Below are 14,597 nucleotides of genomic sequence, written 5' to 3' on the forward strand. Positions count from 1 at the left end.
CCGTCCCGTCACCCTGAACGGGTGGGAGCGGCGGGGACGGTGCCGCGATAGACGTAGGTGACGAAGCGCGGTGCGTCCGACTGGTCGTACAGCGTGAACACATCGAGCGCCGGCGTCGCCTCGGAGGCCGAGGAGATCGCCAGAGTGGAGGGCGGTGAAGCGGTACCCGCCTTGAGCAGCACCGAGACGTCCGCGCCCTCGCGGCGGGGGTAGACGAGGAAAGCCACGAGCCTGGTCGGCCGGGGCCTTCTCACGCGGATGACGCGCCCACGTTCACGTCAGCGGAGCACGGCCGCCGCGGGGCAGTCGAACGGGTCGCGGGCGGAGAGGCCCACCCGGTTCAGATACTCGATGACGATCGCATACGAGTTGATCAGCGTGGTCTGCGTGTACGGGATGTTCTCGGCCGCGCAGTGCTCACGCACGATCGCCGCCGCCTTGCGCAGGTGGGGCCGGGGCATGCTTGGGAAAAGGTGGTGCTCCACCTGGTAGTTGAGCCCGCCCATGAACGCGGTGGTCCCGAAGCCCTCGATGTTGCGCGAGGTGAGAACCTGACGGCCGAGGAAGTCAACCTTGACGCCCGGCGCGATGAGGGGCATGCCCTTGTGGTTGGGGGCGAAGCTGGCGCCCATGTAGATGCCGAAGACGGCGAGCTGCACTCCGAGGAAGGCCACGGCCACCCCGAACGGCATCAGCCAGAAGACCACGCCGAGGTAGAGGGCGAACCGCACGAGCAGGAAAGTGATCTCTTTGGCGCGCCCCTCGACCTTGCCGCGCTTCAGCAGCGTGCCGAACGAGCGGTAGTGGAGGTTGATGCCCTCGAAGGCGAGCAGCGGAAAGAAGAGGTACCCCTGCTTGCGGGTGATGAGCGCGAGAAGACCGCGCTGCTTCGCCGCATCCTCTTCGACGAACGAGATGGTGTCGATCTCGATGTCGGGGTCTTTTCCGATGGTGTTCGGGTTGGCGTGGTGACGGGTGTGCTTCGTCATCCACCACGAGTAGCTGATGCCGACGACCAGCGTGGCCAGCATGCGGCCCATCCTGTCGTTCAGGGGACCGGAGGTGGCGATCTGCCGGTGCGACGCCTCGTGGGCCAGAAACGCGAACTGCGTGAAGATGATCCCGAGGGCACCTGCGACGAGCAGCTGGAACCAGCTGTCACCCAGCAGCGCCATGCCGGCGATGCCGGAGGCGAGCGCCACCACGAGACCCGAGAAGACCAGGGCGTAGAACGTCGGCGTGCGGCGCAGGAGGCCGTGGTCGCGCACCGTGTTGAGCAGCCGGGAGTAGCTTCCTGTTCCGGTCGGTTGCGTGGTGATTCTGGGCCCGGTGCGACGGACCGGCCCGAGAATGGGTGCGAGTGATGACATGCCGTGCCGTTCCGTCGATTCGACTTCCCAGCCGGCGTTGTCGGGTGTCCACCCTCAGATGTGCTAAAGCTATCCCCCCACCCTGATCAGCGCCCGTGAGTCGGGCGTCGACTCGCCGTCATTCGGTGAGCCGGCGGGTGCCGTCTCGCAGCATCCCGCACGGGAGGGGACGGCCGGCCGCTGCCGGAGGAAGTTCTCATATCCCCGGGTCTCCTTCGTCGTGGCGCGCGATTCCGGCGATGTCGCGTATCTCGGCCTCCTCGCGGTGACACCGGCCCGTCAGGGCGCCTGACGTCAGCGTCGACTCGACGCGGTGACCGTGAATTTGGCGTTGCGCACGATCTGACGCGTCGGGCCGACCGACCGTTCCAGCGCCCCGCGATAGCCGAGGTGAGAATTCCAAACGGTCCAGAGTTCGCCGCCCGGGGCGAGCACGCGGGCCGCATCGGCGAACAGGCGGTGCGCGATTCCGGTGTGCACGACGCTGCCGATGTGGAACGGCGGGTTGAGAACGATCAGGTCGGCGCTCCCGTCCGGCTGGGTGGCGAGCCCGTCGTCTCGCACGACGACGACCTGCGACGAGACCCCGTTCTCGGCGGCGGTGGCGGTCGCAGAGGCGACGGCCGCCGCCGACTGGTCGCTGGCGATCACCCGGATTTCCGGACGGCGACGGGCGAGGTCGGTCGCGAGCACGCCGGTACCGCAGCCGAGGTCGATGGCCGTGCGCGCATCCGGGACCGCCTGATCGAGCACACGCAAAAGCAGGCGCGTTCCGATGTCGACCGACGTTCCGGCAAAGGCGGCGCCGTGCGCGCACACCCACAGGCCGAGCTGCTCATCGAACGCGCGACGCGGCCAGGCGGCGAGCGCGGCCGCCGCCTCCGGCCGCGGGTCGGCGACGGTGAGCACGCGCGCCTTCTGCCGGGCGAGCGAGGCCCGCACCGAGTCGAACACGCCACCGAGCACCCCGTTCATCGCGGTGGTCAGGTGTTTCACCATGCCACCGGCAAAGACGGTTACGTCGGGGTCGGCATGCTCGGCGAGCAGTGCGGCGATCTCGGCGAGCGCATCCAGACTTCGGGGAAGCCGCAGCAGGACCACCCGGGCACCGGTCACCAGTGAAGGGTCGAGGGAATGTTCGGCGTACGTTCCCTCCTCGCCCAGGAGCGCCGCATTCTCGGCCAGAGCGCGCGAGCCGGTGAGCGGATCCTGGTGCACGCGAACGCCGCGCACGCCTGCCGCGGCGACCGCCAGCGTGAGCGCGCCGTACGCATCCCCGATGACGACCACACCCCCGGTGCGATCCCTCTCCCCTGCGATCGCCTCGGCGCCCGTGTCGAGGATCAGCCGGTCGGCGGCATCGACGGCGAACAGGTTGGGCGCTTCGACGTCGGGACGCCGACGCAGGCGCTCGAACGGGAACTCGGGGAAGCTGGGCACGCTCCTTCCTACCACCCCGCGACATCGCCCGCCGGGGATGTCGATCCAGTGCGCGCCCGTTCGACGTCGTAGTGTCACCACAGAGAAAGGAGCCTCCCGTGAGATTCCAGATCCTCATCTACAACAACGCCGACGCCGAGGCCGCGATCGACGGTGAGCTCGCCGGCGAGTTCCGGCGGACGCACGACGAGATCATCGCCGAACTCACCGCCTCCGGAGAACTCGTCGACACCAACGAACTGGGCATCGACGACGCCGTCGTGGTGCGCGCAGACCGCGCGGACCCGACACGCGTGCACAGCACAGACGGCCCATTCAGCGAGGCGAGGGAGTGGGTCGGCGGCTACTACACGGTGGAGTGCGAGACCCGCGAACGCGCGATCGCGATCGCCGGCCGCTTCGTCGAGGCCCGCTTCTCCCCCGTTGAGGTGCGCCGCCTCATCCACTGACCGCGAGAGCTGCCGAATGCGCGCCATTCCGCCGGAATGGGCAGCATTCGGCAGCTCTCGCGGTCAGGTCAGACGGTGAATTCGAGGGGAGCGGAGAGCGTGGCGACAGAGTCGCCGGTGCGCACGGCGTAGACGCCCGGCTCGGTGCGCCACGCGTGATCCTCCACCGACCAGTACTGCAGCGCGCGGGGCTCGATGCGGACGGTCGCCGTGGTCATCGCGCCCGGCTCCGCCCGTATCACCGCATACCCGGCCAACCAGAGCACCGGCCGATCGACCGACGACTCCGAGACCCGCGAGAGGTAGACCTGCACGACCTGCTTTCCCGCGCGGGCGCCCGCATTCCTCACCGGAATGGTCAGGTCGAGGCCCGCCGCCGCATCCGGCACACCGACCAGGGCCGGCTCACCGAGCTCCCACTCGGTGTATCCGAGACCGTGGCCGAAAGGGATCGCCGGAGCCGGGCCGCCCAGGTTCTGCCGACGAACCCACTCGCGGTACCCGACATTCAGCTTCTCGTCGTAGAACAGCTGGCCGCCGACCGGTTCGACCTGCCAGATCGGCACATCGTCCTCCGCCGCAGCCCAGGTGGTCGGGATGCGGCCGCCCGGTTCACGCACGCCCGACAACACGTCTGCGAGAGCGCCACCCATCTCCTGCCCGGGGAACCACGTGAGCAGCACGGCAGGCGCATCGGCCAGCCACGGCACGATCACCGGACCGCCCGAGTTGACCACCACGACCGTGCGCGGGTTCGCGGCGAGCACACGCCGGACCAGCTCGTCCTGGCCTGTCGGCAGCCGCAGATCGGTGCGGTCGAAGCCCTCGGATTCGAGCTGGTCGGTCGTGCCGACCACCACAACGGCGATGTCGGAGGCGGCAGCGAGGGCCACCGCCCGGTCGAACTCGTCGGCGGGGTCGGCGAACGGCTCCTCATAGCCGAGCGTGAACATCACAGCGGCGAGACCGGCCTGCTGCTGCGGGCGGTGTTCCAGCCGCAGCGCGACGCGCTGACCCGCCGTCAGCACGAGCGGGAACGACTGCGTCGGAGGGTTCAGGAACGCCATGAAGGGGTCGGTGCCCTCGGGGAAGAACAGACCGTCGCTCTTCAGCTCGCCATCCACCTCGAACCGGAACAGCCCGAGACCGGCGAAGCCGACCGCGTACTCGCCGTCTGCGGGGGCGGTGAAGGTCGTCGTCGCCTCCACGACGGCGGTCTCGCCGAGCACGGGGTCGCCCAGCCAGGTGAGCCGGCCGCTGCCCCGGTGCTCGTCGAGCACCACTCGGCCGTCCTCGGCCAGGAACCGCACGTGTACGCCGGATTCGCCGGTGACCGGGTCTGTCGAGACCGCCGCATCCATCGGCAGCACGGAGTCGGAGGCGAGGACGCCCGGCGCGAAGGAGACGTTCTCGGCCCCGAACGTCTCGATGAGGCCGGCGAGCGGCGTGACCACGTGGTCGGGGAACACCGTCGCCGAGCCCCCGCCCTGGCTGCGGGCGATGCGGGCATGCTGACCGACCACCGCGATGCGCGGCGACGACGCCTTGTCGATCGGCAGGACACCCTCGTTCTTCACCAGCACCATGCCGTCGGCGGCGGCCTCGCGCAGCAGAGCGTCGATGCGTGCCTGCGGCCACGGCTCGGCGGGCGGAGTGGCAGGGGCGACATCGGCGAGGGCACCGACACGCGCGGCGAGCCGCAGGATGCGAAGCACCTTCTCGTCGATCGCCGACTCGGCGACCTGGCCGGCGCGAACGGCTTGCACCAGCGCATCCCCCCAGACACCCTCCGGGCCGGGCATCGCGAGATCCTGCGCCGCTTCGCCTGCGCCGACGGTGTCGCGCACGCCCATCCAGTCGGAGACGACGACGCCGTCGAAACCCCACTCGTCTTTCAGCGGGGAGGTCAGCAGATCGTTCTCGGTCATCGTCGTGCCGTTCACCGAGTTGTACGACGACATCACGAGCCAGGCGCCACCCTCGGTGACCATGCGCTCGAACGGCGCGAGGTAGACCTCGCGCAGGGTGCGCTCATCCACATTGACGTTGACCGTCATGCGGTCGGTCTCGCTGTCATTGGCCACGTAGTGCTTGGGCGTCGCGCCCACACCGCAGGACTGCACGCCTTTGACGAAGGCGGTGCCGACGATGCCGGAGAGCCACGGATCCTCGCTGTACGCCTCGAAGTGGCGGCCGCCCCGCGGCGAGCGCTGGATGTTGACGGTCGGGCCGAGAGCCACCGAGACTCCCTTGCGACGCGCCTCCGCGGCGATCAGGGTGCCCAACTCGAACACCCGCTCCACATCCCAGGAGGCGGCGAGCGCGGTCGGCGACGGCAGGTTCGCCGAGCTGTCGCGCTCGTCCCACAATTGCCCGCGCACGCCGGCCGGCCCGTCGGAGACGACGATCGTCTCCAGCCCGATCGCGGGCTCGTCGTGCAGTGTCCAGAACGAGGCGCCGGTGAGCAGGCGCACCTTCTGCTCCAGGGTGAGCCGCTCCAGCATCCCGGCGATCACGGCCTCGGTGGGTGTCGTGGCCGCAGCAGATTCGGTGATGTCAGTCATGGTGCGCCTCCTAGCGGACGGACTTGATCGGGAGCACGGCGACAGCGCCGAGCAGCGCGATCACGATCCCGATCGGGAACAGGGGGGTGTACGAACCACCGGCGAGCACGACGATCAGCCCAGCGAGACCCGGTGCGAGCGTCTGGGGCAGGGTCGCCGCGATATTCAGAACACCCAGGTCTTTCGCGAAGTCGTTCTGCGACGGAAGCACCTCGCTCATCAGTGCCGTGTCGACGGACTGATACGCGCCGAATCCGAGCCCGGCGACGAACGAGAAGAGCATCATTCCGGTCAGAGTCGGCATGATCAGCGGGAAGAGGAGCGAGATCGCGAGGATGACGCCGGCGACGATCACGACGATCTTGCGACGGCCGAGCTTGTCTGAGAGCGGGCCGCCGACGAGCGTCGAGATCAGGGTGCCTGCGAGGCTGAGCACACCGAGAAGGGGGATGACGGCGACGGCGCCGCCTTTGAGCCCGATGTAGTCCTGGAGGATGAACAGCTGATAACCGGTGACCATGAAGTAGCCGGCGAAGAGCAGCAGCCGCCCGAGGAAACCCCAGAAGAAGTCGGGGTGTTTGACCGGGCTGACCCAGAACGTCTTGAGGAACGCCACGAAGTTGAACTCCGATTTCGGCTCGCCCTTGTTCGACTTGTCCGGGTTCAGCACGACGAACAGCACGATCACGATGAGGGCGACACCGGCGAAGACGAGGTAGCCGGCCGGGATCGCTGTGGCGAACGCGGCTCCGGCGATCTGGCCGCCGAGGGCTCCGAGCATGAGCCCGAGCCCGCTGAGGGCGGCGAAGGTTCCTCGCACAGCGCTCGGAACACGATCGGGGAGGATCGCGCTCAGCGGGCCCTGCGCGAAGTTGTAGGCCACCTGCACGATGACCCAGGCGATGGCGATCTGCACGAGCGTGTTCGACGCGCCCATCCCGAGGAGTGCCAGACCGCCGATCAGGCTGCCTGCAACCATCCAGGGCGCACGACGCCCGAACCGGCTGCGTGTACGGTCGGAGATCGTTCCCGCGAGCGGCTGTGCGACCATGGCCGCGAATGCGCCGATCGTGGCGATGATGCCGAGAGCGCCCGCCTTGGCCGTCGGGTCGTTGCCGACGATGCCCTGCACTTGCAGCGGCAGCAGGATGCCGGGGACAGCACCCCAGATGCTGAAGATCGCCAGATTGGCCACCGACATCGAGAGCATCAGCTTCAACAGCTTGCCACGCACCTTCACCTTCTGCGGGCGCTGCGCCGAGACGGCCGTGGTCGGGGCCGCACTGAAGACCGAGCCGGCGGTGGCGAGGGTGGAGCCGAGGGCGGCACTGTCTGGCACACCGGTGAGGTTGGATGGGAGGGTGGGCTGCACAGGGCGCGGACCCTCGGGGAGGTCATCTGACGGCGTTGTCACGGGGGAAGTCCTTTCACTGCAGGCGACTTTGCTTGCTAACACGCGTAACCATAGTCACCCGATCCCGAGAATACAAGCCGGTGCTCGGTTTTTGATTACGCGCGTAACCGGAAGGCCCATTCCGACCTAGACTGAGAGCAGCATGTTCACACCCCAGGTCGTCAAAGCCCCGACGAGCGCCGACGTCGCCCTCGCTGCCGGCGTCTCGCGTGCCACGGTGTCGTTCGTTCTCAACGACAAGCCCAACTCGCGGGTCTCCGATGACACCCGCCACCGGGTTCTAGAAGCCGCGCGCCTTCTCGGCTACACCCCCAACATCGCGGCCCGATCCCTCGCCAGCGGTGAGGCCGTCGCCGGCCTGCTGGTGGCCGCCGACCAGCGAGACTACGGCCAGTCGCTGGCCCGGGCGTTCGCCCTCCTGCTCGAACGCACGATCGAAGACGGCACGGACGCGGTCCGGCACGTCGACACCGAGCAGTGCGGAGCCGATGCCGGTCAGCTATGGGCCAGGCTCCGCCCCGAAGCCGTGCTGGCGGAAGCCGTCCGCTGCACACCGGCCACCACGGAGCTCCTCCGCCTCTCCGGCGTTCGGGCTCTCATCGTCCACGGCCCGGAGCCGGTGACGTACGCGCCCTCTCTCGTCGTCCCTCAGCTCCCCTTCGGGCGGGTGGCCGTCGAGCATCTCACGGGCCTCGGCCACCGCCGCATCGTCTTCCTGGCGCCCACCGCCCCCGCCGCCCTGGAGACCGGTCGCGAACGCCTCGCCGGCGCCGCCGGCGCGGCCGCGAACGCCGGCGCCGCGCTGACGGTCGTGAACGCGGGGGCATCCAGCGTCTCGCTGCGTGACTGGGCGCAGGGCTGGCGTTACGACCGCGCCGCCCCGACCGGCGTCGTCGCGGCCGACGACCGGCTGGCGATGGCGGCGATCCGCGCCCTGGCCGATGCCGGCATCCGAGTGCCGGATCAGGTCTCCGTCATCGGCGCCGACGACCATCCCGGCGCCGCCGACTACATCCCCCGCCTCAGCACCGTCGCCTTCTCCTCGGACACCCTCGCCGACACCATCCTCGACGCATACACCCGCATGCGCGCCGGCGAGCGCGTCGAGCGCCTCGATGCCCCCGCGGCCGCTCTGATCGCCCGCGACTCGACTGCCCCACCCCGGTAGCCACCGAGTCCCCGAATGGTCCGCGTAGTCGAGCGATTCCGCCCCATTTCGCACGGACTCGGCTGCGACCGGGCCTAACCCGCCACGGCGTCGCGGGAGGCGATGAACACATCGACGCAACGGCGCACTTCGTCGGCGGTGTGCGCCGCCGAGAGCTGCACCCGGATGCGCGCCGTGCCGCGCGGCACGACCGGGAACGAGAACGCCGTCACGTAGACGCCGCGCTTCTGCATCTCGCCGGCCATACGGGCGGTGAGCGCAGCATCCCCGAACATCACCGGCACAATCGGGTGCTCACCCGGCAGCAGGTCGAAGCCCGCCTCGCTCATCAGCGTGCGGAACAGGTGCGCATTGTCAACGAGCTGCGCCCGCAGGCCGTCCGACTGCTCGAGCAGATCGAGGGCGGCGAGCGTCCCGGCCACGATCGACGGCGCGAGCGTGTTCGAGAACAGGTACGGCCGCGCACGCTGGCGCAGTAGGTCGACGATCTCCTGCCGCGACGAGACGTACCCGCCGGATGCGCCGCCGAGGGCCTTGCCGAACGTTCCCGTGTAGATATCGACCCGATCCGCAACGCCGCAGAGCTCGGGGGTTCCGCGGCCGTGCTCGCCCACGAACCCGACGGCGTGCGAATCGTCGACGAACACGAGCGCGCCGAACTCGTCGGCGAGGTCGCAGATCTCGGCGAGGGGAGCGATGTAGCCATCCATAGAGAACACGCCGTCGGTGACGATCACCGTGAAACGCGCATCCACCGCCGCCTCCAGCTGCGCACGGAGGTCGGCCAGGTCGCGGTTCTTGTAGCGGAACCGCTGCGCCTTGGAGAGCCGGATGCCGTCGATGATCGACGCGTGATTGAGCTCGTCGGAGATGATCGCGTCTTCGGCCGAGAACAGCGTCTCGAACACTCCGCCGTTCGCGTCGAAGCACGACGAGAAAAGGATGGTCGCCTCGGTTCCGAGGAAGTGCGACACCCGGCGCTCCAGCTCCAGGTGCTGCTCCTGCGTTCCGCAGATGAAGCGCACGCTGGCCATGCCGTAACCCCACTCGTCGAGCGCGGACTTCGCCGCGGCGACGAGGTCGGGATGGTCGGCCAGGCCGAGATAGTTGTTCGCGCAGAAATTGAGCACCGGTGCGCCGTCGGCCGTGATCAGCGCCTGCTGCGGCCCCCGGATGCTGCGCTCCCGTTTGGTGAGACCTGCCTCCTCGATCTCGGCGAGCTGCCTGGCGATGTGGTCGCGGAAGGTGGCGATCATCAGAGCTCCGTCCAATCCAGGATGACTTTGCCCCCGCCGGCCGAGGCCGCGGCAGCGAACCCCTTCTGCCAGTCGCGGGCGGAGAAGCGGTCAGACACGATCGAGGCGATCGCTTCCCGCAGCACGGCCGAGGTCTGCAGCATGGCCCCCATCGCGTTCCAGGTCTCGAACATCTCGCGGCCGTAGATGCCTTTGAGGGTGAGCATATGGGTGACGACGATGCCCCAGTCCACGGCGATCTGAGCCGACGGCAGACCGAGCATGGCGATGCGGCCGCCGTGGTTCATGTTCTCGATCATCTGCGGCAACGCGGCCGGAGCCCCGCTCATCTCGAAACCGACGTCGAAGCCTTCGCGCATGCCGAGCACCTCCTGCGCGGAGTGGATAGGGGATCTCGACACGTCGACGGTGAGGTCGGCCCCCATGCCCTCGGCGAGCGCGAGCCGGGATGCACTGATGTCGGTTCCCACGATGAAGCGCGCACCAACGTGACGGGCGACCGCGATCGCCATGAGGCCGATCGGCCCGCATCCGGTGACCAGCACGTCCTCGCCCACCACCGGGAAGGCGAGCGCCGTGTGCACGGCGTTGCCGAGCGGGTCGAAGAGAGCGCCGACCTCGGGCTCGATGGCGCTGTGGTGCACCCACACATTGGTGGCAGGCAGGCTCAGATACTCGGCGAAGGCGCCGTTGCGCTGCACGCCGACCCCCTGGGTGCGGATGCACATCTGCCGACGGCCCGCCCGGCAGTTGCGGCAGGTGCCGCATACGATGTGTCCTTCGCCGGAGACCAGGTCGCCGAGCGCCACATCGTGCACCAGCGGTCCGACCTCGACCACCTCGCCGAAGAATTCGTGGCCGGGGATGAGCGGGGCCTTCACTGCGGAGGCCGCCCAGTCGTCCCAGCGCTGGATGTGCAGATCGGTTCCGCAGATCCCGGTGCGCAGTACTCGGATCTTCACATCCGCCGGACCGATCTCGGGCTCCGGAACCTCGACCAACTCGAGACCGGGTCCGGCCTCCTTCTTGAACAGTGCCTTCATCGCCACCTTCCCTGCTTCCTCGTCCTCGTGGGAACGTCTGTCTCTCGGTGTTCGGCGTCGCTCTCGTGAAGGGCACCTGCCACCTTCCTCAGCCTACCCAGCCCGCTCCGTCTGCGACCCGGCTCTCCTCCCGGTTAAACATTCGTGCCGGATGCCGGCTCTGAGCGGGTCAGAGACGGCATCCGGCACGGATGTCAGCGAGGAGTCGGCTATTTCTGGAGGTTCTTGCCGGGTTCAGTCGGCTCGACGCCGTACGGCTTGAAGATCTTCGCCGTCTCGCCCGAGGCGTAGAGCTCGGTCATCGCACCGAGCACGGCCTTCACGAGGGCGGGTTTGGTGCTGTTCATCAGGCTGCCGACATAGAACCCGCCCGTGAACGGGTCGCCGACGATCACCTTGTCGGCCCCCTGGGCGATCTCGTACGCCGCGCCGGGGACGCTCTGGATGCCGACATCGGTGCGCCCCGACTTGAGCGCCAGATCGGAATCCTGCTGCGTCGGGTACTCGGTGACCTTCATCGCCGGCTTGCCCGCGGCCTCGCACTCCTTCGACAGCGCCGCAGCGTAGGTCACATCGGTGGTCCCCCGGATGGTGGAGATCGACTTCCCGCACGCGTCGAGACGAGTCGAGTACTGGGAGCCGTTCGCCTTCGTAGTGATCAGCGTCGCCTGCTCCTTCATGAAGTCGACGAACGTTCCGGCCTGCTGACGTTCGACCGTGTCGTACAGGCTGCCGCCGTAGATGTCGTAGCGACCCGCGGCGACGCCGGTGATGCCGCCCTCCCACGCCACCGGCACGAACCGGATCGTGACGCCGAGCTTTTTCGCCACAGCGGCGAGCAGGTCTTTCGTGATGCCGGACTTCGGGACGTTGTCCGCATCCGGGATCACGTACGGCGCGTCGGGGAGCGTCACCCCGACGCTCAGGGTGTCCGGCTCGACCAGGCCGTCGAGGCCGGCGGCCGACCCGGTGGCCGCGTCGCCGGAGGCCGCATCCGAGCACCCGGCCAGGGCGGCCACGGTCAGGGCAGCGACGCCGGCGGCGATGGTCAGCCGCGAAACGGGAGACGTGAACATGGTGGCTCCTTCCAGGGGCCGTGCTGTGAGTGACCTCAGGCTAGGAGCGGCGGTGCGGACTCGACCATGCACCCACCCCGGCGACGCTGGCACTTTTGGCGGTCGCGTCGGCTCAGGAGTGGCGGGCCGACACGCGATCACGCTGCACGCGGCGTGCGCCCGGCCCGGAACGCCGAAGGTGTGGCGCCGCACTCCCGGCGGAAGAACCGCGAGAAGTAGGACGCGTCGTCGAATCCGAGTTGCCCGGCGATCTGCGCACAACTCAGCTCGGTGCGCGCGAGCAGCCGTTGCGCCTCGCGGGCGACCTCGCCCCGGATGATCTCCCCGGGTGTGCGACCGGTGGAGACGGCGACGACCTCGGAGAGATGCCCCGGGGTGACGGCGAGCTCCCGAGCGCATTCGGCGACGGTGAGCGAGGCGGAGGCCCGGTCGCGCACGATCCGCTCGAACGCGGCACTGAGCCCGCGACGCGGGGTGAGGGCGTCGGCGGAGCGGTCCCTCGAGAGCCTCCGGCACTGCACGAGCAGCAGGGTCAGCAGCGTGCGCAGCGCCAGCTCCTGGTGCTCGTCGCGCATCCCCGCCTCGGCCGCCAGCCCCGCCAGGATGTGCTCGAGGCGCTCCCGTTCGGCCGGCCCGGGACGAAGCGCACGCGTCTCCCACACGCCGACACCCGTGTCGGCGTCGGGCCCGCCGACCCCCGTGAGGAAATCCTCGCGGAACAGCACGAGCGTTCCGCGCACCGGCTCGACCGGCTCCCAGTGGTGCACCTGCCCCGGTGCGATCACGAAAAGCTGGTGCGGCGCGATGGGCACGGCGTCCGCATCAACGTAGTGCAGGCCCGACCCGCTCCTCACGTAGACGAGTTCTACGAAGTCGTGCCGGTGCGGAAGCCGTTCCCACACCCCCGGACCATCGGTCTCGTACGCCCCCACCAGAAAACGGGAGGCGATGCTCGTGGCCGTGGCGTCGATCGTGTGGGTGGGTGGCAGCGCCCCCGTTTCGCGGCGGCTCACGACGGCACCGGTCCAACGTGACGGAGGAAGGCCGCGGTGCGGGGCGAGACCGGCGCATCCAGCACTTGGGCGGCCTGCCCCTGCTCCACGACGACGCCGCCCTCCATGAACACGACCACGTCGGCAACATCGCGTGCGAAAGCGATCTCGTGGGTCACGATGATCATCGTCATTCCGGCCGCGGCGAGATCCCGCATCACGGCGAGCACTTCGCCGACGAGCTCGGGGTCGAGCGCGCTGGTGGGCTCGTCGAAGAGCATGATCGCGGGCTTCATCGCGAGCGCGCGGGCGATCGCGACCCGCTGCTGCTGACCGCCCGAGAGCTGCGCCGGATACTTCGCCTCGTGCGCCGCGAGGCCGACGCGGGCGAGGAGTTCACGGCCCTCCCTCTCGGCTTCGGCGCGGGGGATGCCGAGCACCCGGGTCGGGCCGATCGTCACGTTCCGCAGAACCGAGAGATGCGCGAACAGGTTGAACTGCTGGAACACCATCCCCATCCGCCGCCGCACCCGACTGGTCTGCCGGTCGGACGCCTCCGAGAGGTGGTCGCCGTGCGCGGTGTAACCGACGAGTTCGCCGTCCACTTCGATGAGTCCCGCATCCATGGGCTCGAGATGGTTGATGCAGCGCAGCAGCGTCGACTTGCCGCCACCGGACGGTCCGATGACGCAGACGACCGAGCCGGGAGCGATGTCCAGGTCGATGCCGGCCAGGATCTCGACCCCGTTGAACGATTTGCGCACGCCGCGCAGGGCGAGGGCTCCGTCGGCCGGCCCGGCCGGCCGTTCCACGATCGTGCTCATGCTGCGACCTCCTTCGCCGCCGAGACCACCGAGCGTGTGCTCCGTGATCGATCGAGGGACCGTTCGATGAAATGCTGTCCGATCGTCGCCGCCGTCACCAGCACGAGATACCAGAGGGAGGCGACGACGAGCATCGAGATCACCTGGTAGTTCTGCCCGTAGATCTGCTGCGCCTGCGTCATCAGGTCGCCGCCGCCGATCACGGACACGATCGCCGTCGCTTTGAGGATGTCGATGAACTGGTTGCCGAGCGGCGGCAGGATCACGCGCACCGCCTGCGGGATGACGATGCGCCACTGCGCCTCGAGTCGCGTCATCCCGATGGCCTTCGCCGCGTCGGTCTGCCCGGGCGGCACGGCGAGGAAACCGCCGCGCACCACCTCTGCCATGTAGGCGGCCGTGTGCAGCACCAACCCGACCAGCGCGGCGAGGAACGGCGTGATCAGCTGGTTCGTCGCCCCGCCGATCGTGATGTCGAGTGCCGGCAGACGGATCCCGATGAACGGGAAGACCAGGGCCAGATTGAACCAGAACACGAGCTGCACCAGGAGCGGTGTTCCTCGGAACAGCCAGATGTAGCCCTCGACGATGACGACGAGCACCGGGTTGCCCGACTGCCGCAGCACGGCGAGCAGAACACCGATCGCGAGCCCGAGCACGAAGGTAAGCACGGTGAACACGAGTGTCGTCATCACCCCGGTGAGGATGCGCGGGGAGAACAGGTACTGCGCCACCACGGGCCAGTTCATGGCGGGCGCACTCACGAAGGCCCAGCCGATCCCGCCGACGATGACGAGAGTGATCACCGCCGGAACCCAGCGGCTGGCGATGCGGCTCTTCTTGCGCACCCGCAGAGAGGCCAGATGGTGCAGTCGGTCGACGGGGGCGCCGCCGCGGTGTGCGACCTCGCCATCGAGGAAGTGTGTGGTCATGCTGTCATTCCAGGGAGGAATACCGGCTCGCAGCAAGTGCCTGGCCCGGGCTGGTGTCTGGGATCCCGG

General features: G+C 68.9%; 13 protein-coding genes. 2 read left to right on the top strand and 11 right to left on the bottom strand.

The window, feature by feature from the left end:
• Positions 1-8 precede the first annotated feature (8 nt).
• The 3 genes from K5L49_RS11035 to K5L49_RS11045 form a co-directional block, all read right to left on the bottom strand.
• A complete protein-coding gene (locus tag K5L49_RS11035) occupies positions 9-254 on the bottom strand; it encodes a hypothetical protein (RefSeq protein WP_223692729.1) in 246 nt (81 codons plus the stop codon).
• Positions 255-278: 24 nt separating this feature from the next.
• Positions 279-1,370, bottom strand: coding sequence for a fatty acid desaturase family protein (locus K5L49_RS11040; protein ID WP_223692731.1), 1,092 nt, complete (start codon positions 1,368-1,370; stop codon positions 279-281).
• A gap of 294 nt (positions 1,371-1,664) precedes the next feature.
• Positions 1,665-2,810 (bottom strand): class I SAM-dependent methyltransferase, encoded by a 1,146-nt coding sequence (locus K5L49_RS11045; protein WP_223692732.1) that lies wholly within the window; start codon positions 2,808-2,810, stop codon positions 1,665-1,667.
• Between the two features lie 98 nt (positions 2,811-2,908).
• Here K5L49_RS11045 and K5L49_RS20455 point away from each other — a divergent pair, with 98 nt between their 5' ends.
• Positions 2,909-3,259, top strand: a complete 351-nt coding sequence (locus K5L49_RS20455; RefSeq protein ID WP_223692734.1) for a YciI family protein — start codon at positions 2,909-2,911, stop codon at positions 3,257-3,259.
• 68 nt (positions 3,260-3,327) lie between these two features.
• Here K5L49_RS20455 and K5L49_RS11055 read toward each other — a convergent pair whose 3' ends face one another.
• Positions 3,328-5,823 carry a beta-glucosidase gene (locus K5L49_RS11055; protein WP_223692736.1) on the bottom strand — a complete coding sequence of 832 codons (2,496 nt, stop codon included), beginning with the start codon at positions 5,821-5,823 and terminating at the stop codon, positions 3,328-3,330.
• 10 nt (positions 5,824-5,833) lie between these two features.
• Complete coding sequence (locus tag K5L49_RS11060; RefSeq protein ID WP_223692738.1) at positions 5,834-7,237, bottom strand: MFS transporter; 1,404 nt, start codon at positions 7,235-7,237, stop codon at positions 5,834-5,836.
• 142 nt (positions 7,238-7,379) lie between these two features.
• Here K5L49_RS11060 and K5L49_RS11065 point away from each other — a divergent pair, with 142 nt between their 5' ends.
• On the top strand, positions 7,380-8,405 hold the full coding sequence (locus tag K5L49_RS11065) for a LacI family DNA-binding transcriptional regulator (RefSeq protein ID WP_223692740.1): 1,026 nt from the start codon (positions 7,380-7,382) through the stop codon (positions 8,403-8,405).
• A 74-nt stretch (positions 8,406-8,479) separates the two neighbouring features.
• On the opposite strand, the gene K5L49_RS11070 is transcribed toward K5L49_RS11065, so the two are convergent.
• The 6 genes from K5L49_RS11070 to K5L49_RS11095 form a co-directional block, all read right to left on the bottom strand.
• Positions 8,480-9,661 carry a glycine C-acetyltransferase gene (locus K5L49_RS11070; protein ID WP_223692741.1) on the bottom strand — a complete coding sequence of 394 codons (1,182 nt, stop codon included), beginning with the start codon at positions 9,659-9,661 and terminating at the stop codon, positions 8,480-8,482.
• Positions 9,661-10,704, bottom strand: coding sequence for an L-threonine 3-dehydrogenase (gene tdh, locus K5L49_RS11075; protein WP_223695287.1), 1,044 nt, complete (start codon positions 10,702-10,704; stop codon positions 9,661-9,663). The genes K5L49_RS11070 and tdh overlap by 1 nt, the downstream gene beginning before the upstream one ends.
• 209 nt (positions 10,705-10,913) lie before the next feature.
• The gene (locus K5L49_RS11080) at positions 10,914-11,780 is read right to left on the bottom strand and encodes a transporter substrate-binding domain-containing protein (protein ID WP_223692743.1); all 867 of its coding nucleotides are present in this window, start codon (positions 11,778-11,780) and stop codon (positions 10,914-10,916) included.
• A gap of 137 nt (positions 11,781-11,917) precedes the next feature.
• On the bottom strand, positions 11,918-12,793 hold the full coding sequence (locus tag K5L49_RS11085) for a helix-turn-helix domain-containing protein (RefSeq protein WP_223692745.1): 876 nt from the start codon (positions 12,791-12,793) through the stop codon (positions 11,918-11,920).
• The gene (locus tag K5L49_RS11090) at positions 12,790-13,596 is read right to left on the bottom strand and encodes an amino acid ABC transporter ATP-binding protein (RefSeq protein WP_223692747.1); all 807 of its coding nucleotides are present in this window, start codon (positions 13,594-13,596) and stop codon (positions 12,790-12,792) included. The genes K5L49_RS11085 and K5L49_RS11090 overlap by 4 nt, the downstream gene beginning before the upstream one ends.
• A complete protein-coding gene (locus K5L49_RS11095) occupies positions 13,593-14,528 on the bottom strand; it encodes an amino acid ABC transporter permease (protein ID WP_223692749.1) in 936 nt (311 codons plus the stop codon). Before K5L49_RS11095 ends, K5L49_RS11090 begins: the two co-directional genes overlap by 4 nt.
• Positions 14,529-14,597 lie beyond the last annotated feature (69 nt).

This window comes from Leifsonia poae, from assembly GCF_020009625.1.
GTDB classification, from domain to species: domain Bacteria; phylum Actinomycetota; class Actinomycetes; order Actinomycetales; family Microbacteriaceae; genus Leifsonia; species Leifsonia poae_A.